The 23,472-nt window shown below is 70.8% G+C and carries 16 protein-coding genes and 1 riboswitch; of the genes, 9 read left to right on the forward strand and 7 right to left on the reverse strand.

Translation table 11 applies throughout. The features are described from left to right. Positions 1 to 121: 121 nt before the first annotated feature. A riboswitch (cyclic di-AMP (ydaO/yuaA leader) is annotated at positions 122 to 278 on the forward strand. 15 nt (positions 279 to 293) lie between these two features. From BN344_RS17925 to BN344_RS17935, 3 genes are all read left to right on the forward strand, one after another. After that, on the forward strand, positions 294 to 851 hold the full coding sequence (locus BN344_RS17925; protein ID WP_051516082.1) for a C40 family peptidase: 558 nt from the start codon (positions 294 to 296) through the stop codon (positions 849 to 851). 105 nt (positions 852 to 956) lie between these two features. Beyond that, positions 957 to 1,475: an HAD domain-containing protein gene (locus BN344_RS17930; RefSeq protein ID WP_040339805.1), complete on the forward strand. Its 519-nt coding sequence runs from the start codon at positions 957 to 959 to the stop codon at positions 1,473 to 1,475. 86 nt (positions 1,476 to 1,561) lie between these two features. Beyond that, positions 1,562 to 2,770: a transglycosylase domain-containing protein gene (locus BN344_RS17935; RefSeq protein ID WP_051516083.1), complete on the forward strand. Its 1,209-nt coding sequence runs from the start codon at positions 1,562 to 1,564 to the stop codon at positions 2,768 to 2,770. A gap of 16 nt (positions 2,771 to 2,786) precedes the next feature. On the opposite strand, the gene BN344_RS19270 is transcribed toward BN344_RS17935, so the two are convergent. The 3 genes from BN344_RS19270 to BN344_RS17950 all read right to left on the reverse strand — a co-directional run bounded on the left by BN344_RS19270 (position 2,787) and on the right by BN344_RS17950 (position 7,342). Beyond that, positions 2,787 to 3,767, reverse strand: a complete 981-nt coding sequence (locus BN344_RS19270) for a GGDEF domain-containing protein (RefSeq protein WP_155858943.1) — start codon at positions 3,765 to 3,767, stop codon at positions 2,787 to 2,789. A gap of 120 nt (positions 3,768 to 3,887) precedes the next feature. Further along, entirely contained in the window at positions 3,888 to 5,543 is a 1,656-nt protein-coding gene (locus BN344_RS17945; RefSeq protein WP_040339806.1) for an NAD(P)/FAD-dependent oxidoreductase, read from the reverse strand. Positions 5,544 to 5,662: 119 nt separating this feature from the next. After that, positions 5,663 to 7,342: a CocE/NonD family hydrolase gene (locus BN344_RS17950; protein WP_197022370.1), complete on the reverse strand. Its 1,680-nt coding sequence runs from the start codon at positions 7,340 to 7,342 to the stop codon at positions 5,663 to 5,665. Between the two features lie 131 nt (positions 7,343 to 7,473). On the opposite strand from BN344_RS17950, the gene BN344_RS17955 reads away from it, so the two are divergent. Next, entirely contained in the window at positions 7,474 to 8,502 is a 1,029-nt protein-coding gene (locus tag BN344_RS17955; protein ID WP_040339807.1) for an NAD(P)-dependent alcohol dehydrogenase, read from the forward strand. Positions 8,503 to 8,677: 175 nt separating this feature from the next. On the opposite strand, the gene BN344_RS20000 is transcribed toward BN344_RS17955, so the two are convergent. Continuing rightward, complete coding sequence (locus BN344_RS20000; RefSeq protein WP_155858944.1) at positions 8,678 to 8,818, reverse strand: hypothetical protein; 141 nt, start codon at positions 8,816 to 8,818, stop codon at positions 8,678 to 8,680. A gap of 74 nt (positions 8,819 to 8,892) precedes the next feature. Between BN344_RS20000 and BN344_RS17960 the strand changes: the two genes are divergently transcribed. Next, entirely contained in the window at positions 8,893 to 10,653 is a 1,761-nt protein-coding gene (locus BN344_RS17960; protein ID WP_231487008.1) for an ADP-ribosylglycohydrolase family protein, read from the forward strand. Positions 10,654 to 11,089: 436 nt separating this feature from the next. Here BN344_RS17960 and BN344_RS17965 read toward each other — a convergent pair whose 3' ends face one another. Beyond that, positions 11,090 to 12,046 (reverse strand): GIY-YIG nuclease family protein, encoded by a 957-nt coding sequence (locus BN344_RS17965; protein ID WP_208091996.1) that lies wholly within the window; start codon positions 12,044 to 12,046, stop codon positions 11,090 to 11,092. A 71-nt stretch (positions 12,047 to 12,117) separates the two neighbouring features. Then, positions 12,118 to 16,911: a DEAD/DEAH box helicase gene (locus tag BN344_RS17970; RefSeq protein WP_040339809.1), complete on the reverse strand. Its 4,794-nt coding sequence runs from the start codon at positions 16,909 to 16,911 to the stop codon at positions 12,118 to 12,120. A gap of 701 nt (positions 16,912 to 17,612) precedes the next feature. Here BN344_RS17970 and BN344_RS17975 point away from each other — a divergent pair. After that, positions 17,613 to 18,248, forward strand: a complete 636-nt coding sequence (locus BN344_RS17975; protein ID WP_040339810.1) for a hypothetical protein — start codon at positions 17,613 to 17,615, stop codon at positions 18,246 to 18,248. 32 nt (positions 18,249 to 18,280) lie between these two features. On the opposite strand, the gene BN344_RS17980 is transcribed toward BN344_RS17975, so the two are convergent. Then, on the reverse strand, positions 18,281 to 19,027 hold the full coding sequence (locus BN344_RS17980) for an enoyl-CoA hydratase/isomerase family protein (protein WP_040339811.1): 747 nt from the start codon (positions 19,025 to 19,027) through the stop codon (positions 18,281 to 18,283). A 338-nt stretch (positions 19,028 to 19,365) separates the two neighbouring features. On the opposite strand from BN344_RS17980, the gene BN344_RS17985 reads away from it, so the two are divergent. Genes BN344_RS17985 through BN344_RS17995 form a run of 3 tightly spaced genes read left to right on the forward strand, consistent with a single transcriptional unit; the run spans position 19,366 to position 23,461 of the window. Beyond that, positions 19,366 to 20,748 carry a Fic family protein gene (locus BN344_RS17985; protein ID WP_040339812.1) on the forward strand — a complete coding sequence of 461 codons (1,383 nt, stop codon included), beginning with the start codon at positions 19,366 to 19,368 and terminating at the stop codon, positions 20,746 to 20,748. Further along, positions 20,745 to 22,238: a DUF2397 domain-containing protein gene (locus BN344_RS17990; protein ID WP_051516085.1), complete on the forward strand. Its 1,494-nt coding sequence runs from the start codon at positions 20,745 to 20,747 to the stop codon at positions 22,236 to 22,238. The genes BN344_RS17985 and BN344_RS17990 overlap by 4 nt, the downstream gene beginning before the upstream one ends. Beyond that, positions 22,235 to 23,461, forward strand: a complete 1,227-nt coding sequence (locus BN344_RS17995; protein WP_051516086.1) for a TIGR02678 family protein — start codon at positions 22,235 to 22,237, stop codon at positions 23,459 to 23,461. Before BN344_RS17990 ends, BN344_RS17995 begins: the two co-directional genes overlap by 4 nt. Positions 23,462 to 23,472 lie beyond the last annotated feature (11 nt).

The raw sequence follows: 23,472 nt of genomic DNA on the forward strand, positions 1-23,472 counted from the left end.
CCCGCCGCCGGCCGCCCGGGGCGCCGTGCGGCGCGATCGTCACTTTGTGACTGCGGGATGACCTACCTAGCGTCGTCGCCGTCCGACCGAGGCCTCTCCGTCACCGCGTCTGGTGACACCCGGCCGGACACCGCCGAACCGGCGACCGGATGTCCGGCGCCGGACCGGGGACCCACCGCAGTCTTGGGGTGAAGCGCCGACCGGCTCCACCGGTCGGGCCGGGCGATCTCCCCGCCCGAACCCGTCAGCTAACTCGGTAGGCGGTCGATGGAGAACAGGAGAACGCGTCGTCCATGACGACTACTCGCACGTCCACGATCACCCGTCGATCCCTCCGCGGGGCGGCGCTCGCCCTCCTCACCGGCGCGGGGATCGCGGTCACGCCGCTGACCGCGTCGGCCTCCGCGCCGGCCCCCGCTGACTCAGCTCCGGTCGCCTCCGCCCCGGCCTCCTTCACCGCCGCTCCCGCGTCGTACGGCCCGGCTCCGGTCGCGCCGAGCCACGCCGCCCAGGTGGCGGTGGACACCGCACTGGCCCAGCAGGGCAAGCCCTACCAGTGGGGCGGCACCGGCCCCGGCGGCTTCGACTGCTCCGGGCTCACCTACTCGTCCTACCGGGCCGCCGGCGTGAACCTGCCGCGCACCTCGAGCGCGCAGTCGACCGCCGGCCACCAGATCCCCTGGTACGCGATGCAGCCCGGTGACCTGATCTTCTTCTACTCCCCCGTGTCGCACGTCGGCATCGCCATCGGCAACGGGCTGATGGTGCACTCGTCGTCCTACGGCAACCCCGTGTCGGTCGTGCGGGTCGACTCGATGCCGGGCTACCACAGCACGCGGCGCGTGGCCTGAGCCGCGCAGCGCCCCGGCCGTCCGCGGGCGGCCGGGGCGGCTGGGTGATCCCCGGGCCGGGGGCCCGGCGGGCGGCATCGCTGCCGGTCGGGTAGGGACGACGCCGTGTCCTCTCCCCCACCGGTCCTGCTGCTCGACGTCGACGGCGTGCTCAACGCCGTCCGCCCGGACCTGCCGGAGGGCTGGCAGCGCGGGCGCTTCAACGGCTACGTGCTCTCGTGGGACCCGTCGGTGATCGCCCGGCTGCGGGAGTGGCACGAGACGGGCCGGGTCGAGCTGCAGTGGCTGACGACGTGGACATCGATGGCCGACCGGCTGCTGGCCGAGCCGATGGGCCTCCCCCGCGGACTGCGCACGCACGACCGCGACGAGCTGCCCACCGGGTACAGAGGCGATCGGCGCGGCATCTCCGGGTGGTGGAAGCTGGCCGCGGCCCGGGCGGTGGCTGAGGCCGAGCCGGACCGGCGGATCGTCTGGATCGACGACGACCTCGCCGAGCAGGCGGCCGACACCAGCGAGTGGCTGGCCACGAACGGCCAGGTGCTGGTCGTGGCGCCCGCGTTCTCGACGGGGCTGACCCACGACGAGCTGGACCGGGTGGAGGCCTGGCTGGCCCAGGGGTGACCGGGCCCCGGCCCGGAGCTCGACCGGCACCACGCGATGTCGCCGTACGATGACTGTCCGACGTCGACCAGGGGAGCTCTCGCCTCATGGCCTCTGATCCGCCGGGCTCCAGGACCACCCGGTGGCTCCGTCGCCGGCCCGATGACCCACAGCGCCCGCCCGATGCCCGGCGACCGCGCTTCGACCTGCCGCCACCCGGCCGGCAGAACCGGTACGGCAACCCGGCGGAGGACGACCGGCGCCGCGAGCCGTACCCGTACGAGGAGCCGGAACGGTACGACGAGTACGGCCGGCCCGTCCGCGACCGGCGGTTCGACCGTCCGCCGCCGGCCGGCAACGACTGGTACGACGCCCCGCCGCCTGCCGCAGGTCCGCCGCCGAGGCAGGACCGGCACCGGCGTCGTCCGTACTGGGAGACCCCGGAGCGCCCCGCCCCGCCGGCGCCACCCGAGCCGCCTCCCGGCCGTCGCACCCGGACCGGCCGGCCCCGCCGCCGGCTGTTCCGCCGCGTCGTCCGGGTGCTGGCCGTGCTCGCCGTCGTCCAGGCGCTGGTCGTGCTGTCGCTGCGGTGGGTCGATCCGCCGACGACGGCGTTCATGCTGAGCAACCCGGACGGCGCCATCCAGCAGTCGGTGCCGGTCGAGCACGTGTCGCGTACCTTCCTCGCCGCGGTGATCGCGCACGAGGACTCCGCGCTCCCCTACCGCTCCGGCGCCTTCGAGTGGGACGCGCTGTGGGGCCGCGCGCAGGCCCACCTCGCCGGGGAGGACGACCCGTCGGGGTCCACGATCCCGCAGCAGGTGACCAAGAACCTCTTCCTCAACCAGGAGCTGAGCGCCGTCCGCAAGGGGGTCGAGGCGCTGCTGTCGGTGGAGGTGGCCGCCCTGATCGACGACCGCCGGATGCTCGAGCTCTACGTCAACTACGCGCAGTTCGGGCGCACGATCTACGGCGTCTGCGCGGCGTCCTGGTACTACTTCGACGTCGCCCCGCGGGACCTGTCGCGGGCGCAGGCGGTGAAGATCGTCGGCCTGCTGCCCTCGCCGGGGCACGTGCAGCGCGCGCCGGGCGGCGGCATGGATTTCGAGGTGGACGACGGTCTGGGCTGGCTGTCCCGCTCGCACATGCTCAACGCCGAGGCGCGGGTGCCCCGCCACCTCGACCGGCTCGGTACCCAGCCGGTCGAGGACGTCGGCATTACCGGATCGGCGTCGGACCAGGAACCCTCGGGCGACGACTGCTCGACCCGCCCGCAGGAGATCGCCGACCTGATCGCCTCGGAGGGCACGGGCTGATCCCGCCCGCCGGGGTTCAGCGGAGGCGCGGGGCCCAGCTGCCTTCCGCACGTGCCGGGGAGCCGTCGACGAAGAGCTCGGCACGGCCGCGGCCGAGGGTCTTGGCGTCGTAGAGGGCGCGGTCCGCGCTGCGCATGAGCTGCGAGGCGCTGTCCCCGGGCCGGTACTGGGCGATGCCACAGGAGAGCGAGATGGCCGGGTCGATCGCGCACACCCGGCGGACGAGGGCGAGGGCCGCGTTCCCGGTGACCCCGGGGAGCAGCAGCGAGAACTCGTCACCACCATGCCGGGCGAGGAACGCCCCGGCCGGCACCTCGCGTCGCCACACGTCGGCGACCCGGCGCAGCACCCGGTCGCCCTCCTCGTGGCCGTAGGTGTCGTTGACCGACTTGAAGTGGTCGACGTCGATGAGGACCGCGCTGAGTGCGTCGCCGGTCCGGGACGCCTCGGACATGAGCTCGTCGAGCGCGGAGTCGAAGCCCCGGCGGTTGCTCAGGCCGGTGAGCGGGTCGAGGCTCGCGCTCGAGGCGAGCGCCACCAGCTGGCGGATGACGATGCCGACGCTGGCGAGCATGAGGTCGAAGCCGAGGGTCGTCCCCGGCCCGACGCCGCTGAGCAGCAACGCCACGGTGATGGTGACGATCGCGACCACGAGATGCGCGAGCGCCAGGCGGGGTGAGAAGAAGAAGTGCGCGTCGACGACGATGAAGGTGACGAGGGTGGCGGCGGCCATCGAGGTGATCGGGTGCGGCGCGAGCAGCACGGCGCCGGCGATCAGGAACGTGGCCGCGCCGACCGCAGCGTGGAAGAACCACCGCGGGCCGCGGGCCCCCCACCGGGCGACGGCGGCGGCGGTCACCAGGGCGGCGCAGCAGAAGACGGCCAGGACCGTGCGGCGACCGCCGGGTTCGATGTCGGCGACCATGAGCAGTCCGGCGGCGCCCCCGAAGGCGTAGAAGGTGGCCAGCGTGCGCGCCATGACGCGCGTCGTCGCCACCTCGGGTGCTGCCGACCTGCTCACCCCTCGGATGTCGGCTGTTCGGGCGGACAGCTTGAGTGCCTCGGCGGCGGAAGAAGTACTCGTCGGGGTGACGTGGTGGGTCGGATGAGTTGACGGTCACACGGCGAGCAGCCGGTGGACGGACTGGATCGCGATCGAGCCCTCCCCGACGGCGGACGCGACCCGCTTGATCGACCCGTGCCGGACGTCGCCGGCGGCGAGCACGCCCGCGATGCTGGTCTCCTGCACCATCGGTCGCCGGCCGAACGTCCCGACGGCGTCGTCGCCCAGTTCCGAGCCGGTGACGACGAACCCCGCGGCGTCCCGTTCGACGGTCGGTGGCAGCCACTGCGTGTGCGGCTGGGCGCCGATCATGAGGAACAGCCCGTAGGCGCCGACCTTCTCCAGCTCGCCGCTGGAGCGGTCGCGCAGCACGAGGTGGTCCAGCCAGCCGTCGCCTCCGCCGCCCACCACCTCGGTGCCGGTGCGCACCTCGATGTTCGGCGTCCCCTCGACCTGGTGGACGAGGTAGCTGGACATCCCCGCCTCGAGCGAGGCGGCCCGGATGACGACGGTGACGCGCTCGGCGTACGCGGCCAGGTGGACGGCGGCCTGCCCGGCGGAGTTGGCGCCGCCGACGATGACGACCTCCTTGCCGGCCACGAGCGGCGCCTCCGAGGCGGCGGCACCGTAGAAGACACCGGCGCCGTGCAGCGCCTCGAGGGAGTCCACGCCGAGCCGGCGGTAGCTGGCTCCCGTGGCCAGGACGACGGCGCCGGCCACCACCACTCCCCCGGTGTCCAGGCCGACGACGATGCCGTCGTCCTCGCGCGAGAGGTGGGTGACCTGCTGCATGAACGCGAAGCGGGCGCCGAACACCCAGGCCTGCTGGAAGGCGCGGCGGGCGAGCTCCGCGCCGGTGATGCCGCGCTGGAAGCCGAGGTAGTTGCGGATCGAGGAGCTCGACGTCGCCTGCCCGCCGATGCTTCCCGAGTCGATGACCACCGTGCGCAGTCCTTCGGAGGCGCCGTAGACCGCGGCGGAGAGGCCGGCGGGGCCGCAGCCGACGATGACCAGGTCGTAGCGGTCGCCGGACGGGTCGAGCTCCTTGCCGGCCGAGCGGGCGATGTCGGTGTTGCTCGGGTCCTCCATGACCGCGCCGGTGGGCATGACGATGAGCGGCAGCTTGCGGGGACCGGTGCCGGCGAGCACGGCCTGGCCCTCCTCGGACCCGGCGAGGTGGAAGCGGTGCGGCATCGCGCAGCGGCCCAGCACCTCCCGCAGCTCGTAGGCGCGGCCCGACCACGTCTCGCCGACGACCTCGATGGTGTGCGACGCGCGGCGGCGGGCCTCGGCCCAGGCGAGGAGGAAGGACGACAGCGCCTGGTGGAACTGCTCGTCCGGCGGTGGCGCGGGGCGGACGACGTAGTGGTCGATGCGGCCCTGGGCGATCGCCTCGAAGATGGCGTCCCCGGTCTCGGGCACACCGAGGTTCTCCCAGCCGATGAGCAGCGCGCGCTGGGCGTGCGGGCAGAAGCGGGCCACCTCGCCGAGGAACTCCGAGCCGGGGGCGCCGGCGAGTTCTTCCGCCGCGAGGACGAGGGCGACGTCCTCGCCGGCCTGGGTCCGCTGCTCGAGGAGGTCGAGCGCGTCGGCCGGAGTGCTCAGGCAGCAGATGCCGTAGTCGGGGGCGTACCGGGTGCGCAGCTCCCGCTCGACGGCGGCGAGCAAGGCGGGGTCGTCGTCGACGGCGAGGATCAGCGGCAGGCTCATGACGGTTCCTCCGCGTGCGCGGTCGGCCCCCGTGCGCGCGCCATCGTAGGAACGGGCGCCACGCGGGGACAGGGCCCGCTGCGCGCCGCGTTCTGCTGCGGGCGCTCCGGCGCCCGCCGTCAGGCGGTCGGCAGGGTGAGGCTCGACGGCGTTGGACCGCCGAGGCAGATCCGGTGGGCGACCGGGACGCCGCGGGTGGCCTCACCGGGCGGTTCGCCGGTGCCGAGGTTGCGGGCGTAGCGGGGGTGGGCACCGCCGGAGACCTGCAGCCGGATGCGGTGCCCGGCCCGGAAGCGGTGCGCGGTCTCGGGCATCGTCGTCTCGACCGTCCGCTGCCCCGAGTGCGGCTCCTCCCCCGGCGCCGGGTCGAGCCGGACCAGCCGGTCGGTGATGTTGATGGACTTCCCGTTCGGCTCGACGTCGCACAGCCGCACGAAGACGTCGGCGTACGGGTTGTCCGACTCGATCTGCAGACGGACGCGCACTCCGCCGTGCACCTCGACGGGCTTGCGCAGGGCTCCGGTGGTGAAGGTGCGGACGTCGTCGCGCGCCTCGAGTTCGCGGTTGTCCCGTTGCCCCGCGCTGCCGGCCAGGATGCGGCCGCCCACGGACGGGGTCGGGTCCATCGGGTCGTAGCGGAACGACGTCTCGGCGGTCTGCGCGGGTGCGTCGTCGTCGAGCCGGCCGCCGTCGGCCAGGTACCAGGTGCGGTCGGTGGTGGGTGACGGCCAGTCGGGGAGGTCGCGCCAGGTGCGGGCGCCGGTGACGTGCACCTGCACGCGGGCGGGCCGCTCCGGGGCAGGCGGGGCGCCCTTCACGGGCAGGTGGGTGTTGAGCCAGGCGAGGCTCTCCGGCGTCGTCACCGCCGGGTCGATGCCGAGATGGGCCCAGGGGCCGACGGTGAGGGCGACGTCGACGCCGCGGTCGCGCAGGACGGCGTACTGGTAGAGCGTCTGCTCGACGAACCAGTCCTGCCAGCCGCCGACGAGCAGGGTCGGGACGGTGCTCGAGTGGACTGCGGGCGTGGCGCGGTAGCGCTCCCAGTAGGGGTCGTCGAGGTCGGGGTGGGCCAGCCACTCGTCGAACCACGGGGCCGGGTTGCCGCCGAACCGTTCGCCGAGGCCCTGCAGCGGCAGCTCGCCGAGGAACGGGGTGAGCCGCCGCTCCGCCGTCATCAGCCGGACGATCCCGCGCAGGAAGCCGACCCGCTCCTGATGGGCGACCAGCTCCGTCCAGATGGAGAGGTTGGTGAGCTGGAAGGCGCCGTCGATCATCCCGGCCTCGGCCAGGTCGTGCGGGCCGATGTGCAGCACCATCGCCTGGAGCTCGGGCGGCGGGTCGAGCGCCAGCGCCCACTGCGTGTAGGCGAGGTAGCTGGGGCCGAGGGTGCCGAGCCGGCCGTCGAACCACGGCTGCTCGCGCAGCCAGGCGACGGTGTCCTGGCCGTCGTGCTCCTCGTGGACGACGGGGGTGAACTCGCCGCTGGAGCCGAAGGTGCCGCGGACGCTCTGCAGCACGACGGCGTAGCCGCGCTCGGCGTACGGGATGGCCATCGTGCCGAAGCCGGGGCCGCGGCCGTACGGGGAGCGCAGCAGCACGGTGGGGTGCGGGCCCGGCGTCGTGGGGAGGTAGACGTCCGCGCGGAGGGTGGCGCCGTCGCGCATGGGAACGGCTTCGTCGCGTCGGACCTGGACCGCGTTCAGCGGCGCGGGCAGCTTCCACCGGCGGCCGAGAGCCTTCGCGGCGAGGCGGGCCGGCCGCGGGAGCGGACGCGGAACGGTCGGGTCGGGCCGGGGCACAAGTCCTCCTTGTCGCATGGCCTCCCTGGTCGAGGCGGCGAGCGACCGCGACCCTAGCGGTGGGTTCCGACCGTCCGCCGGTCGACGGCGGGCCCTAGGGTCGGGCCAGGTCGACGTCTCGAGGAGCTGGCATGCGCGCGGTGCAGTACCGGACCATCGGAGCCGAGCCCGAGGTGGTCGAGGTCCCCACCCCCGAACCGGGGCCGGGCCAGGTGCGGCTGAAGGTGACCGCCGCGGGGCTGTGCCACTCCGACCAGTTCGTGATGAGCCTGCCGGAGGGCGCGTTCCCGCTGCCACTGACGCTGGGGCACGAGGGCGCGGGTGTGGTCGACGCGCTGGGCGACGGCGCCACCGGGGTCTCGGTCGGTGACTCGGTTCTGGTGTACGGCGCATGGGGCTGCGGGCTCTGCCACGCGTGCGCCCAGGGGGCGGAGAACTACTGCCCGCGGGCGGGTTCCCTCGGCATCCAGCCGCCGGGGCTGGGTGCGCCCGGGGCGCTGGCCGAGTACCTGATCGTCGACGACGTCCGGCACCTGGTGCCGCTGGGCGACCTGGACCCGGTGGCCTCGGTGTCGCTGACCGACGCGGGGCTCACGCCGTACCACGCGATCGTGTCGTCGCTGCCTGCTCTGCCGGCGGGTTCGACGGCGGTGGTGATCGGCGTGGGCGGGCTCGGGCACGTGGCCGTCCAGATCCTGCGGGCGATCACCGGCGCGACCGTGATCGCGCTGGACATCAGCGACGACAAGCTGAAGCTGGCCCGCGAGGTAGGGGCGCACCGGGCGCTGCATTCCGACGAGCACGCGGTGGAGTCGATCCGCTCGATCACCGGCGGGGTGGGCGCGCAGGCGGTGTTCGACATGGTCGGCTCGACGCCCACGCTGGAGATCGCCCGGCAGTCGGTCGCGATGAACGGCGTCATCCAAATCGTCGGGATCGGCGGCGCGGTGCTGCCGACCGGCTTCTTCTCGACGCCATACGGCGCGACGGTGCGGGCGCCGTACTGGGGCACGCGGTCGGAGCTGATCGAGGTGCTCGACCTGGCGCGCAGCGGCGCGATCCACGTGGAGACGGAGCGGTACACGCTCGACCAGGCGCCGGAGGCCTACCGCAAGATGCACGAGGGGACGATCCGCGGCCGCGCCGTCGTCGTCCCCTGAGTTCAGGTCGTCCGGTTCAGGCCGCCGGGTCCGTCCGGGCGCCGTAGTGCGCCCGTGCTCGTTCGCGGGCGACGACCGGTTCGTCCGGGCCGATGTGGCGGCAACCGGGTGACGGCTCCCCCGTCCTGGCGGAGACGACGAAGCAGGTGACGTTCGGCCGGCCGGCGACGGCGCATTAGGTCCCGATGTCGTCCAGGACCCGGGGGGCGGCGAGCGGAGCCAGCCCCGGCTGCAGCTGCTCCGCGAACTCGGCGTAGGTCACCTGCCGGTCGCCGGTGCGGGCGAGCTCCTGCAGCAGGCGAAGACCGTCGACCATCCGGCGCGACCGTCCGTCCGGCCAGGCCCTCTCCTCGAGGTACCGCGAGAGGACGGCGTCCGTGGTGGAGAGCGGTGCCGGTGGAGGACCGGTCAGCGGGTCCCGATTTCCCCGTTGGGCAGCGGCCGGCGCGGCTGCCAGTCGGACAGCGGCTCCATCCGCTGGGTGACCTCGAGTTCGCCGGTGTCCGGGGACGCGTGCCGCCCGAGGCGGGGCATCGTGAACTCAGCTGTCTCGTCGAGCAGGCGCTTGGCCACGATGCCATCTTTCCCTGGGATGCGCTTGCCGTACGGACAAACCGCCTTCCGGTGTTCTGCTTCCGGAGAAGTCCCACGTCGTCGGTGGCGATCGGGACTGGTCTGGCGAGAAGGGCTCCGACTCGGTGTCTCGCCGCGTCGGGGATGCTGTGGCTGGGTCCGATCCGTCAGCGAGGAGCGCTCGTGTCGCCGTCCATGCACCGCAGCCACCGCGTCGCCGGGGCACTCGTCGGCTCGGCGGTAGGCGACGCACTCGGCGCACCCTTCGAGTTCGGCCCGCCCGGGCAGTTCACTGCCCGCTTCCCCGTGCCCGCTCGGGGCGCCAAGACCGAGATGTGCGGCGGCGGATCTTTGGGCTGGGAGCCAGGCGAGTTCACCGACGACACCCAGATGGCGCTGCTGCTGGCTACGTCTCTCGTCGACAACGACGGGCTGGACCTGGCGGACGTGTTCGCGCGGTTCTCGCAGTGGGCGGCGGCCGGGCCCCCGGACATCGGCAACCAGACGCGGGCAGTGCTCGGGTCGGGTCGTCCGTGGGATGTCGCGGCTGAGGAGCACTTCGCGCGGTCGGGCCACGCGGCAGGCAACGGCTCGATGATGCGGACCACGCCGGCGGCGATCTGGTTCGCGCGGTTCGGGCCCGCCACGACGACGGAGGCGGCGCGGCGGATCTCGACACTGACGCACGGCGACCCATCGGCCGGCGAGGGCTGCGCAATCTTCCACGAGCTGATGCGGGTGGCGCTCGACGGCGGTCACCCGCTGGCAGCAGTGCCCGCGGCGCTGGACGTGGTGGCCGAGGAGCACCGGGAGCGGTGGGCGACGATGCTGGCACCGTCGTGGACACCGGCGGACGCGACCGAGTCAAACGGTGCGGTGTGGCCGACGCTTGGGCAGGCCATGTGGGCACTGCGGCACGGGCGCGACTTCGCCGAGGTGCTACGCCTGGTGATCGACCTGGGCGGGGACACCGACACGGTGGCGTGCGTCGCCGGCGGGCTCGCGGGTGCCGTGTACGGGATGGGCGGGATCCCGAGCCGGTGGGCCTCGGTGGTGCACGGCCGGGTGCCGGGCCATGGCGATCGCGTGTGGCGACTGGCGGACCTGCAGCAGCTCGCGGCAGCGCTGGACACCGGGGTGCAGCAGAGCTACGACCCGGGCGTGATCCCGAGGATCGGGCCGACGGAGGTGCTGCCGGGTATCTGGGCGGCCAACCTGGATGGCGCGCGGTACAGCGAGAAGGACTTCGCGGTGATCTCGCTGTGCCGGCTGGGCGAGCCGTTCGAGCACGAGCTGCAGCGGATGGCCTACGTCGCCGACAACGAGCACAACAGCGACCTGGGCGTCGTGCTGGCCGACGTCCTGGAGGACATGGCGGCGCTGCGCGCCGAGGGGCACCGTCTGCTGGTGCACTGCCACGGCGGTGCGTCACGGACCGGCCTGGTGCTGCGGGCCTGGCTGATGCGCACCGAGGGGATGACGGCGGACGAAGCGACGGCGCACGTCGCCGAGCACTGGCCACACCTCGGCCTCTGGAACGCCAGCTTCACCGCTGCGCTGGATTGCCTCGATCGTTGACGCCAGCGCCGCTGGCTGCGCACGGTCCGTCCGCCCTGCCGGCCGCGACGCGTCAAGCTCCGTCACGCCGGCCGGATCGGCGACCTCGGGCACCGAGCGCTCGAAGGAGGCGAGCCGATCCGTTCAAACTTCAGGCGCACCCGATCTCCGTGCTCCTGGCGCCGCAGCGCCTGGCAGGCACCCTCTTCAGCGACGGGCAGCAGCGGCAAACCTAGGTGGCGGGGCAGGCCCTCGTGGAACGACTGCGGTCGGTGTCAGCAGCGGGGACGCTCCGTTGAGCAGGCAACGAGAGTCGGCGCAAACCGCTACAGCCGATGCAACCGCCGGAAGCCGTGGGTGACGAGGTCACCCGAGTAAGCGAGCACGCGAACGGACAGCCACGACAGCGCCGCCACTCGGACAGCGCTATTGATCAGCAATGCTCGACACAGAAGAACTAGCTCTTGTTACCAATTCCAGCAAAAAGTTGCTCCTCTTGCCATTCGCCGTACTCCTGCCCCGTCGCCTCGAGGGTCCAGACTCGACGGCCATTGGCATTGCGCCCCACCGAGACGGCTGCAGCCGCGCTAGGGCTAGCGAACACATAGTCCTTGGGATACATCATCGTCTTGTTATCGGCCGATGGAACCAAGACCATTTCCAGCTCCAGCCGCTGGCGCAATCGCTTATAGCTGCCGTCGTTCCCCGTCCACGCGCGGACGGCCAACGACCCGGCGCGCACAGTGAACTCACCATCGACTTCCTGAGCGTAGGCGCGCACGCCCGACTTCTTGTGCTCCATGACGAACATGGGAGACATCTTGGCGTCGGTGTCCAAAGACGCAGGAGCACCCGTGGATGAGTCGTCCCCCACAGGACGCGTGCCGGCGGCCGGACTTGACGACGTCACTCTAAGCGTGTTGATGCCCAACACAGGCAAGATGATCTTCGCCTGGCTGATGAAGTACTCCATGTCCGACCGGTCGGCCTCGGGCAACGCAACCGGCTCCGGCGACGTGGCATTGTGCAGACGCGAGCGGCCCGCTTGCATTGCGAGTGCGATGAATCGGGACTCCAAGTAGCGCGCATGCGCTTTGGTCAAGTTCAAGTCCTTATTCGTCAGGACGACTGCTCTATCCCAGAAGCTCTTGGATTCATCCCGCGCATGCTGATACAAGCGCTTGCTGACGTCGTCGCCTTCGCCGATGTAGACGAGCTGCCGGCCGGGGGATTCCGGGTCATCCCCTAACAGCAGATAGATGCCGGTCCGCTTAACCTCCGATCGGAGCAGCAAGGAAGACAGGTCGGACCGTGGCGCCGCCACGACAAAGCCAGTCCAATTCATGATCTCGGCGGTGAGCAGCCCACCCGGGGTCCCGTCCGCGAGAAACAACCGAATCTGCTTGCCGTTCAACATCTTCCCCTTCGCCGGCCACGCCTCTCACGGCCACCCGAGCACAGGCGGTGTCCGCGGCATACCTGTGTCTAAGGGTGGGCCGGGCTCGCATGGTCGGGAGCCTCGTGAATGCTCAATGCGGGAAGGTCGTCGACGATGCGCATCGTCTCCAGCGAGACGGTGACAATGCGGGCAAGGAGGTCGAGGATGTAGCGGGGGTCGCCGACCTCACGGGACCAGCCGTTGGGGTCGTTGACGATGCCCGACGCCTTGTCGATCTTGACCCAGTAGCGGTCAATGATCCACTCGGTGGCCGATCGGCTTCCCAACGTGTACCGGTACGCCTCTTCCGGGATGCCGCGCAGGGTGATCCGCTCGTTGTAGTGGATCACCGACCGGTCGTGTCGCAGCCCGGCAGCCTTCTGCTCCGCGCTCGGCTTGCCGAAGGCCATCTTCTTGTCCCGGACGGCGAAGAACCCGTAGTCCGCGTCACCACCGGGACCGGAGACGTCAAGCCCCTCCAGCGGGTACGGCTGGACGGACTCGTACCCCAGGTGTAGCTCGGCCAGCCGCTTGCCCGCGTCGGCGAAGGCGCGGAAGTCCTTGGCGAACGGGATGCGCGGCAGCATCTTCTTCAAGTCCGCGGCATAGGTCTCCCGGTACTCCGGCGAGTGCAGCAGTCCGTAGACGTAGTCGAAGATGTCGTCCTTGCTGATCGACTCGCCCGGGTAGGCGGCGGTGAATGCGGCCAGTCCCTCGTCGGTGATGTTGTCAACCCGACGGTATCCGGCGATCACTTCCCCTTGCTCGACATCGAACATCTCCGAGCCGTCAACCCGCTCGTACCGCCATCGCGGGAGGACTGAGGAGCTGCTCAGTGTGTGGAAGTTCGGCACGTCACCCACGAGAAGCGAGCCGAAGTCTCCAGTCGTACCTGGCCCTGCGAGGAGAAGGACTCGATTCTCGCAATCGTCCGGGAAATACCGCAAGGCTCCTGGTCGCTCAATGAGCCCGTCTGTAGCGTTCAGACGAACATGACAGAACGGGCGATAGGTCGCACGCCGGATAGTCGACACTTCCGCCGCAATCTGCCTTCCCGCGCTGAGTGAAGCGCGCAGACCATCGCTCCAGCTGATCAACGTCGAGTCGGTCGGAAGGGGGGCTTCAGGGTCTCCTCTTCGCGCTGCGAGCACCTCTCGATAAGTGCGCAGCATGCGCTCCACTTGGTCCCGGGCGGTCCTCGCCGAGTACGAGTACACCCATGCATCGCGCGCGGTTGACACGCCAGGCGCTCGGCTTCCGAATATGCCTTCATCAACGGGTAAGAAGCTCTCGAAATCGTCACTCCGACTGGAAAGCCAGTCGCCGTGACGGTTGGGAGTCAGCGCAACCGACGCCAGGCCGCTCATGCTGCCGGCCTGAGAGATGCGCTGAAGCTTTTCCTCGCGGGTTAGGTAGTCCCCCACGTCAGTGTAATGAATGGTTGCGGGCCCACTCTTCCCCGGCTTCTTTACGAATAGGGTGATGGCAACGGTGGCGCGGCTGCCAGCGTCAAAGATTTTGCCGCCCTCCGCCTTCCAGTTTGAACTGCGCTGGTTGCCGCGGAGATTGAAGACGTAGATTGCACTAAACTCGTCTCCGAGCACTCGGCGCATCCCGTCCGCGTTGTTCGCATCCAGGAAGCCGCCGTTCGTCACGTAAGCAACGATTCCCTGCGACTGGACTCTCAGGGTTGCCCACTTGATGGCACGGATGTACGAGTCGTACATATTGCGCTTCAGTTTCGCGGTTGATTGCGCAACGTACGACCGGCGAATCTCGTCATCGAGGGTTGGGTACTTCTCGTTCGCGTTGTCGTCGTTGGCACTGTCCTGCCCCACGGAGTAGGGGGGGTTGCCAACGATTACCTGGATGGGCAGCTGCTTCTGGCGTTCCAGCCGATCGTTGTTCTCGGGCATGACGTCGATGTCCTGCTGGTCGTCGTCCTCCCACGACTGGAAGCTGTCGGTGAGCACGAGGCCGGGGAACGGGGTCGGCGTCCCCTCCAGCTCCTCGTACGTCGTTTCGATGTTGGCCGCGGCGATGTAGTAGGCCAGCAGCAGGATTTCGTTGGCGTGCAGTTCGTTCGCGTACTTGCGGGCCAGGTCGTGCGGCTCGATCAGCCCGCTCTGCAGCAGCCGCACCAGGAAGGTGCCGGTGCCGGTGAACGGGTCGAGCACGTGCACGCCCTCGTCGGTCAACCCCTGTCCGAACTCGGCGCGCAGCACCTCGTCGGCCGAGCGCAGGATGAAGTCGACGATCTCCACCGGCGTGTAGACGATGCCGAGCTTCGCCACCGTCTTCGGGAATGCGGTGGCGAAGAACTTGTCGTACAGCTCGACCAGCACCCGCTGCTTGCCGGCCGCGTTGTCCACCCCGGCCACCCGCTTGCGCACAGTCTCGTAGAAGCCCTCGAGCGTCTCGTTCTCCGCGCCCACAGCGTGGGCATCGAGCACCGCGAGCATGTTCTCCATCGTCCGAGCCACCGGGTTGCCGGCCAGGAAGCTGGAGTGAGCGAACAGCGCCTCGAACACCGGCCGGGTGATGAGGTGCTGGGCCAGCATGTCGATCGCGGCGTCGTCGGTGATCGAGTCGTTCAGGTTTCCGCGCAGGCCAGCGACGAAGTGCTCGAACTCGTCGGCCGCCGGTCCGGGAGTGGCGAGCAGCCCCTTGATCCGGGTGACGTGTGCGGCGGCGATGTCGGCGATGTCCTTCGCCCAGGATTCCCAATACCGGCGCTCGCCGACCTTGGCCACGATCCGCGCGTACATCGCGTCCCGGAATTCGTCGGCCGGGAACTCCATGAGCAACTGCTCGGTGGACTTCTGCGCCGGCTGATCCGGGTCGGGCACGGCCACGCCGTCGCCGTCCGTCGGACCGGTGATGGAGACGATCTCGATGGTGTCCGGCTTGCGCTTGTTCAACTCGATCTGGTTGACCATCGCGTGGAAGCGGTCATCGTGGCTGCGCAGCGCCTGCAGCACCTGCCAGACCACCTTGTACCGCTCGTTGTCCCGCAGCGCCTCCTCCGGCGCGACGCCGCTGGGCACCACCACCGGCAGCACGATGTAGCCCAGCTCCTTGCCCGGCGCCTTGCGCATCACCCGGCCGACGGACTGCACCACGTCGACCTGCGAGCCGCGGGGGGTGAGGAACAGGACGGCGTCCAGCGAGGGCACGTCCACCCCCTCGGACAGGCAGCGGGCATTGGTGAGCACGCGGCACACGCCGTCGGGGGCGGGCTCCTTGAGCCAGGCGAGATGGGTGTTGCGTTCGTGCACGCCCATCGTGCCGTCCACGTGCGCCGCCTGAACCCGCAGCCGGGGGCGGTCCTCTGGGGCGTCGATCTGCGCTCGGTCGGCCAGGTCCGGGAACGCCGCGGCCGCCGTCTTGGACGCCTTGATGTGTTGCGCGAAGGCCACCGCCGTCCGCATCGGCGCCCTGCCGACGACCGACGGCTGGCCATCGGTCGCCGACGGGCCAAAGTTCTTCGCCAGGCCGTTCCAGCAGCCGATCAGCTTCGCGGCCTGGTCGAGCTGGATCTCACCGGAGTTCGCCATGGCCTGCTGGAAGTTCTCCGCCACGTACTTCTCGTCGACGGCCAGCACCAGCACCTTGTAGTCGGTCAGCAGGTCGGCCTCGACCGCCTGCCCGAAGCCGAGCCGGTGCAGCTCCGGACCGAAAGTGTCCTGGTCGCCCATGTCGGCCAGCACCGCATCGGCGTCCGTGGCCTTGCGACGGACCTCCTCGCCGAACACCTTGGGCGTCGCGGTCATGTACAGCCGCTTGGCCGCCTTCAGGGCATCGGCGTCGTGCACCCGCACGAACGCGGACTCGTCTCCCTCGGCGAGGGTGACGCCGGTCGTCCGGTGCGCCTCGTCGCAGATGACCAGATCGAACCCGGGCAGGCCGAGCTCCTGGGCGCGGGTGACCACGTCGATCGACTGGTAGGTGGAGAACACCACCCGCATTTGGCCGTCGGCGTTCGTGTTCGCCTCGAACCGGCTCAGCAGCGTCTGCGGGTCGGTCGAGGCCGGCTCGGTCAGGTCGATCGGGAGCTGGTCGGCGTCGTCGGACGGCGTGCGCCGTCCGACCCGGACATCCGAGCAGACCGCGTACGGCGCGATGTCCACCTCAGCGTTGGCCATCCACTCCCGCAGGCTCTGGCTCAGCAGCTGGATGCTCGGCACCAGGAACAACACCGTGCCGCCGGCGCCGACCAGCTCCTCGGCGATACGCAGGCTGGTGAAAGTCTTCCCGGTGCCGCAGGCCATCACCAGCTGGCCCCGATCGTGCTCGGCGAGCCCGGCGCGGACGTCGTCCAGCGCCTTCTGCTGGTGCGGGCGCAGCGCCTTCTTGCCCGTCGGGACGACGACCTCCGGCGTCGTCCAGGAGAACTGCGTCCAGTCGATCGCGGCGTCAGCGAGGTAGCCGATGTCGACCCGCTGGGCCACACCGTCGGCGAGCGTGTCCTCTGCGTTGGCCGACCAGCCGGCGGCGGTGTCGAAGACGATCCGCCGGGTGAACTGGGAGTGCGCGGAGGCGGAGACGAACGAGTCGATGTCGGCCTTGGCGACCATGCGACCGGGTGCGTAGAACTTGCACTGGATCGCGGTCAGCCCGTCGTCGTCCGTGTTGGTGGCGACCAGATCGATCCCAGTGTCGGGCCGGCCCTGCCGCCCCGGCCACTCCGACCACAGCCACACGTCGGAGAACCGCGCCGTCCACTCCGGGTCGGTCCGCAGGTAGGCCCGGATGAGCTGCTCGAACTTGCTGCCCTTGTCCCGCTCGTCCAGTGCCTCGTCGCGCAGCCGGTCCAGAACAGCGTGAATCGTCCCCGTCACGCTCAGCAGTCTGCCTGATATCCGATCTCAGGCACCCCTGCGACGGCGTGTCTGCCGACTTAGATCCAGTGCTGCAACCAGCAACGCGGCCGACACGGTGCTCGACCTGCACAGCCCGGGCTACCCGACCTCCTGACTTCGTTGCGGTTCCGGACCGCGCTGTCGCGTTGTGACCGCACCAACATCCCGGATGCGCGGATCAATCGATGCGCGTCCGCGGCCGAGGATGGGAGACTCCCGCCTCGCCCTCGCCGCAGGGAGTCTGGCCGCGCGAGCACATCGGGCGTTCAGATGCACAGACTCGTCGCCGATCATCTGACTTCCGCCGACGTCGATGGGCCAGGAAGACCACTCTTGCGCCTACAAGACTCACCCGTCTAGGTTGCCGGCATACCCGCCCGCACCGAATGAGGCTGGGATCAAGCAAGCCCAAGGAGTTGTGCGTGAGAGTAACGCAGCACTACAGGCTTCCTAAACCTAGCCCTTTCGTGGATGTCCACCTCGAGCGCGATAACCTCCTGTTTCTTGACCCAAGTGCCATTCGAAACTCCACCTCGTCTCGAGGGAAGCGCGCCCACCGTCTCCTGCTCGACTTTTTCACTGAAGTAATTCGATGTAGGACGAGCGGTTCCGCCGGAGACCAACAGAAGGGCCGATCTCTCCTGCAGAAGCTTCACGAGCCTAAGGAGACTCGCCTCGGCATGGCGGTGGAGGGCGTGGCAGGCCATGCATTCGGTTCCGAACTGGGCGAGCGACTGTGGGAGCAACTTTCGACCAATACAGCGTGTAGAGCCGCCGCGCTTACGCGACTTGAGGATCTACGCCTCTTCATTGACGGCGTCGGATACGACTTGATCTCAGACCTAGCGACGCGAGTCGTCTTCGAGGAGCTCGCCGACTTCACTACAGAGATGATGAACCAGTTTCCACAGCTTCAAGCTTCCCCAACTGTGGTGTTAAACGTCGACGCGTGGGACCTGACGACCAGCGACTGGATGCCTCGCTCATTTACTCTTCCCGACGCTTACGGCCCGCTGCTACTAGTCCCGAAGGACTGGGTTTACTGGCGCACCTTAATGGACACTGAGCCATTTTACAATCGTCATGCCACTCGCACCGTGCAGGACGAGAGGGCCACCTTTGTTGAGCGAAAGCGTCTAGTCCCCTCCAAGAAATCCCTCCGAGAGGAGTTCCCCAACGTTCGGGAATTGAACAATCGGCAAGCGGCAAAGCGTAAGCGCGACGGCGTCGACCTTGTGGAGCAGTATCGTCAGGAAGTCGACGCCGGGTTCGTCCCACTAGACGACGACGAGCTCCACAGGCGTACGGACATCTAGACCGGCCTTCTCGGCTTGTAGAGGGCCTAGCTTCAGCCGGCCGAGCGGCGCATCGACCACATCTGCGCGGGGCGCTCGGACTGCATCGCCACGTCCCACGGGATGGCCGCGTTGACGACCTCCTTGCGGAAGTTGCCAACCGCCACCCGCGCCAACTCCGGGTCGGCCGCCACGCGCTGAGCCAGCTCGATCGCTCGGTCCTCGACCGCGGCGTCGTCCAGTGACTCCCACGCCAGGCCGAGCTCGACCGCCTTGTCGCCGTTGATCTCCTCGCCGAACAGCGCCATCGCCGCGGCCGCTTCGCGGCCGATCAGCCGGGACAGGATCACGAAGTGCCCGCCGCCCGGGTGCATGCCGCGCTTGAGGAAGCCGGCCAGCAGCCGGGCGTCCTTCGCCACGATCCGCAGGTCGGCCGCCAGCAGCATGTTCATCCCGGCGCCGACCGCCGACCCGCGCACCGCCGCGACCGTGGGCACCTTCACCTGGCCCAGCCGGTAGAAGGAGTCGTAGATCTTGCCCATGCCCTCGTAGGCGTCGGCCGATGCCGGGTCCTTGCCCGCTGAGGTCAGCGTGGCGATGTCGCCGCCCGCGCAGAACGACTTCCCCACCGCCCGCACCACCAGCGCGCCGACCTCCGGCTTCGCGTCTATCTCGTCGAAGGTCGCGATCAGCTCGTCAGCCATCCCGGGCGTGAGCGCGTTACGCCGGTCCGGGGCGTTCAGCGTCACGATCGCAACGCCGCCGTCCACCTCAAGCAGCACTTCACCGGATCCGGCCACGAGCCCACCTTCCGCACAGATCGACCAGCCCGATGCCGGCCACGAACTCTCGACTGGCATCAGACCACGCGAGGAAGCGCCCCCGCGCGCCGCGGTCGAGCGACCCCTCCAACTGGTTGCGCACCACCGAAGCGCTCAAATGGGCGATCCCGTTGCTTCGCACCTGCCAATATGGCTAATTTGTTGCCTCTCATTGCCTGGCGAGGGGATAAAAGGCCATGAACGTTGCCTCGCCAGAGGTTCCGCCCGCGGGCACCCTTACCTTCGCTGACGACCGCAACCGCGCCCATCTGTCCCGCCTCGCACGCTCGGGCAGAGCCCTCCGCCTCGCCCCGGGTGTGTACGCCCTCGACGCCACGCTGCCGCCCGCGCAGGTGGCCCGCGAGCACCGGTTCCGGCTCATCGCCCACTACTGGCCCTCCGCCGTCCTCTGCGACCAGACCGCCCTCCACGGCGGCGAAGCAGTGGAGGGGTGGCTCTTCGTCTGCCACCCCGAGCCCGTCCGCACCAGCGACGTCGTACTCCCCGAACTCACCCTGTCTGTCCGCATCGGGCCCGGCCCGCTGCCCGGGGACATGCCGGCCATGGAGGGTCTGCACTTCTCCGGTCCCGCCCGCACGCTGGTCGAAAACGTGCCCGGCCCCGGCCGCCCGCCCCGAGGACGCCCCCCGCGCGCGGCCGGTGTGACCGCGGTCGAGGACCGCATCGACGGCGAGGCACGCGTCGGTGGAGCCGGCCGCATCGCCAACCTCCTCAACCAGCTCGACGTCATCGGCCCCTCCCTGCCCGGCCCGGCGGTCGACCTCGTGCGGCGGCGCCTCGTCGCGCTCCTGGGCACAAACACGTCCGGGAGGCCTACCTCCGCCCGCCTGCGCGCGCGCCTCGACGGGCAGCCCTACGACCAGCACCGGATCGAGCTGTTCACGCAGTTCGCCGAGCTGCTCACCGACACCGCCCCCACCCCGCTGGCGGCCCCGCCGACGGAGCAATGGACCTGGCTGGCCTTCTTCGAGTCCTACTTCTCCAACTACATCGAAGGCACCCAGTTCGACGTCGAGGAAGCCCGCCGGATCGCCGTCGACGGCGAGGAATCCGCCGGCCGCCCCCAGGACTCCCACGACATCCGGGCTACCTACCGGCTGGCCACGCATCCGACCCACGGCCGGGCGGTCGCCGGCAGCGGCGCCGACCTGCTCGACCTGCTCCGCGAGCAGCACGCGATCCTGCTCGCCGCCCGGCCGGACAAGCGCCCCGGCCTGCTCAAGGAGCAGCGCAACTACGCCGGCGGTTACGCCTTCGTCGACCCGGAACTGCTTCCCGGCACGCTCGTCCGTGGCTTCGACGTCTTCGCGCCGGTCACCGACGCCTTCCAGCGCGCCCTGGCCCTCATGGTGCTGATCACCGAGTGCCACCCCTTCGACGACGGCAACGGGCGGATCGCCCGCCTCGTGGCCAACGCGACCCTGTCCGCCGCCGGGCAGGTTCGCATCGTCGTCCCAACGGTGTACCGGAACGACTACCTGGCCGGGCTGTCCAGCGTGAGCAACCGCGCCGGCCGCGGCGAGGCCCTGCTCGCCGTCCTCGGCTTCGCCCAGCGGTGGACGGCGCACGTCGACTGGCGGACCTACGTGGGAGCCGACGCGCAGATGAGCGACAGCCACGCCTACCTGGACGCCGGCGTCGCCGAGCGCTCCGGCCGACGGCTCCGGCTGCCGTCATGACGGCGCCCGACGGGACCGGCGAGGACGCCGCTCGGCTGGGGCTGTACCGCTACGTCGGGGGCGCGGAGCACACCGCCGACTACCTGGCCATCATGCGGCTGTTTAGCTCCGGCCTCCTGATCGATCTGTCCGCCACCGAGATCGCGGACCGGCTGGGCGAGCAGGCCGATCCCGCCGCGCGGCTGGACGCCGACACGGTGGAGGACCGCTGCGACCAGCTGGTCCGCTGGGGCAACCTGGTCCGCTCGGTCCGCGACGCCCGGGTGCGCACGATCGCCGACTGGCAGCGCGCCCGTACTCGCTACCAGATCTCCAAGCTGGGCGGCCGGGTGCACCGCCAGGTCGAGGAGCTCCTCGCCGCCTCCGAAGGCGCGCGCGAGGTCGCCCGCGAGTTGCTCGCCGGCACCGCGGACCGGCTCGCCCTCATCCGCGAGCTCGCCATCGCCCAGCCGCCGGACCTCGACCGGCTCGCTGCCGAGGTCACCACCCTGTTCAGCAACCAGCGCACCTTCCTCGACAGCCTGGCCGACTTCTACGCGTACCTGGCCACCGTGCTCAGCCGCTACGACCTCGCCGGCGAGGAGTACGCCGCCTTCAAGGGCGTGCTGCTGGAGTACGTCGACCTGCTCGGTTCCGACGTCGGCCGGTACGCCCCGCTCGTCGTCGAGCGCCTCGCGCAGCTGCGCCCGCACGTGCCCGCCGTCGTCCGCCGGCTCGGGACGCTGCCCGGCCTGGGCGCCGGGGACCGCGTCGAGCGGCTGCCCGGCCGCACCGAGCGGGACTGGGCGGAGTTCGCCGCCTGGTTCGTCGAGGGCGAGCGTCGCTCCGGCCCGGAGCGGCTCCGCGCCGCCGCCGAGCAGGCCCTCGGCCAGCTGCTCACCAACGCCAAGCGGATGGTGTCCGCGGCCGGCGTCGGCCTCTCCCGCCGCGACGATCTCCTCCGGCTGGCCGCCGTCTTCGACTCCTGCGCAGACGAGGACACCGCCCACCGCGTCTGGGCCGCCACCTTCGGCGCCGCGCCCGCCCGCCACCTGGCCCTCGGCCCGGAGGACGACGACGGCCGGATCGCGCCATCGACGTCCTGGTGGGACGCCCCTCCCGTCGACGTCCCGGTCTCGATCCGCGAGCAGGGCGACCGCGTCGCCCGCGGCCGATCAGCCCGCGTGCCCGACCCCGGCCTGGACCGGGCTCGGCTGCTCGCCGAGGCCGAAGCCGAGGCCGCCGCGCTGCGGGCCGCGGCCGCCGAGCTCTCCGCCGCCGGCCGGCTGCACGGTGCGCGGCTGTCCCCCGCCGCCCGAGACCTGATGCTCGACCAGCTCGCGGCGGTGCTGGCCGTCGACCAGCTGATCGAGGGGCCGGTGCGCCGGTCCGACGCCGACCTCGGGCTCACGCTGGTCGTGGAGCCGGGCGCCGGCACCGTCGTGGACTCCACCGATGGCCGGACCACCGTCCACGGCCTGTCGCTGTCGATCCTGGGGGGCGACGCATGACCGGCGCCGTCACCACCTCCGCGCACGACGCGAGCGAACGCCGGGTCGCCGCCCGGGCGCTGCTGCTCACCCCGGTCCTGACCACGGCCCAGCACCCGGAGACGATGCGGCTGGTCCGCCGTCACGGCCCGGCACTGCGCGCCATGTTCGCCGCGCAGCTGGGCTACACCCTCGTCGTCGAGACCACCTTTGCGCGGCTGCTCAAGACCCCTCCGGAGCCCGCGTTCCCCGCCCGGCCCGCGCGACGCGCGGACCGGCAGCCGTTCGGGAGGCGCAGCTACGTGCACCTGTGCCTGGTCGGTGCGGCGCTGCTGGCGCCGTCGACGGGCGAGCAGGTGCTGCTCTCCTCGCTGATCGAGCAGGTGCGCGCGGACGCCGCCGGGCTGGGGCTGGAGATCCCCGACACGCTCGCCGAGCGACGGTCCCTGGTGGCCGCGCTCGACCTGCTCGTCCGCTGGGGTGTGCTCGCCGAGACCGACGGCACCACCACGGGCTGGGCGGAGCGGCAGGACGAGGCGCTGCTCACCGTGCACCGCCCGATGCTCCCCTACCTGCTCACCGGTCCGCTCAGCCCTGGAGCAGACGGCGCCGCACTGCTGGCCGCGCCCGATGCCGGTCAGCCCCGCCGACGCCTGCGGCGGCTGCTCGTCGAGCATCCCGTCGTGCCCCGCTCGGCCCTCGACGCCGACCTCGCCGACGTCCTGTCGCGCGAGCGCCGAGCCGTCGGCGAGCAGCTCGACGAGCACTTCGGCCTGGTGCTCGAGGCCCGCGCGGAGGGAGTGCTCGCGCACGACCCCGACGCCTCGCTCAGCGACCTCACCTTCCCCGGCACCGGAACCGTGCGGCAGGCCGCGCTACTCCTGCTCGAGCAGCTGGTGCTGGACCACATGCCCGACCCCGACGTCCGCGACGCCACGGGCGCGCACCCGCCCGAGGTGCTCGTGCCGTGGGTGGCGGTCGAGGGGGCGCTGGCCGCGCTGCTGGCCCGGTACGGCCGCGGGTGGGAACGCCGGCTGCGCGAGGACCCGGCAGCCCTGCAAGCCGAGGTGCTCGACCTGCTCGCCTCGCTGTCCCTGGTCTCCATCACCGACGACGGCGTCCGGGTGCACGCCGTCGCCGCCCGGTACCGGGCCGAGGTGACCCACCACCCTGCCGCACCCCGATCCACCGGTCCGGAGCCAACCGCCGAGCCCGGGTTGTTCGACCTGGAGGAGCCGTCGTGACAGGAGAGGCC

It is taken from the genome of Candidatus Blastococcus massiliensis AP3, assembly GCF_000582785.1.
Lineage (GTDB): Bacteria > Actinomycetota > Actinomycetes > Mycobacteriales > Geodermatophilaceae > Blastococcus > Blastococcus massiliensis.

Bases quoted from the DNA above. Each gene is read 5' to 3' on its own strand.
- BN344_RS17925 (WP_051516082.1), top strand. From the start codon at position 294: ATGACGACTACTCGCACGTCCACGATCACCCGTCGATCCCTCCGCGGG.
- BN344_RS17935 (WP_051516083.1), top strand. From the start codon at position 1,562: ATGGCCTCTGATCCGCCGGGCTCCAGGACCACCCGGTGGCTCCGTCGC.
- BN344_RS17945 (WP_040339806.1), bottom strand. From the start codon at position 5,543: ATGAGCCTGCCGCTGATCCTCGCCGTCGACGACGACCCCGCCTTGCTC.
- BN344_RS17955 (WP_040339807.1), top strand. From the start codon at position 7,474: ATGCGCGCGGTGCAGTACCGGACCATCGGAGCCGAGCCCGAGGTGGTC.
- BN344_RS20000 (WP_155858944.1), bottom strand. From the start codon at position 8,818: ATGGTCGACGGTCTTCGCCTGCTGCAGGAGCTCGCCCGCACCGGCGAC.
- BN344_RS17975 (WP_040339810.1), top strand. From the start codon at position 17,613: ATGGCGGTGGAGGGCGTGGCAGGCCATGCATTCGGTTCCGAACTGGGC.
- BN344_RS17990 (WP_051516085.1), top strand. From the start codon at position 20,745: ATGACGGCGCCCGACGGGACCGGCGAGGACGCCGCTCGGCTGGGGCTG.
- BN344_RS17995 (WP_051516086.1), top strand. From the start codon at position 22,235: ATGACCGGCGCCGTCACCACCTCCGCGCACGACGCGAGCGAACGCCGG.